This is a genomic window from Parafrankia sp. Ea1.12, from assembly GCF_900465275.1.
GTDB lineage: Bacteria > Actinomycetota > Actinomycetes > Frankiales > Frankiaceae > Parafrankia > Parafrankia soli.
Genome location: NZ_UBIZ01000688.1, coordinates 1 through 221 on the forward strand (window position 1 = coordinate 1; position 221 = coordinate 221).

General features: G+C 67.0%; 1 pseudogene. It reads right to left on the reverse strand.

The window, feature by feature from the left end:
* Window position 1: 1 nt before the first annotated feature.
* Window positions 2–172: pseudogene (locus FMEAI12_RS35545) on the reverse strand (transposase); the annotation flags it as partial.
* Window positions 173–221: the final 49 nt, after the last annotated feature.

Below are 221 nucleotides of genomic sequence, written 5' to 3' on the forward strand. Positions count from 1 at the left end.
GTTATGCGGTGCGGAGGTGTCCGCGGGCTCGGCGGGTGGTGACGCAGCGTGCTCGGAGGCGCTGGTTGGTCGGGTTGCGGAAGCCGTAAGCGGAGCGGCCGACGAACTTGATCACGCGGTTGATCCCTTCGCTTTTGGCGTTGCTGATGCCGGTGTTCAGGAAGGCTTCGATCTCGGGCCACCAGCAGCGCCTGGCCGATCGGGCCCTGGTCCATCAGCGG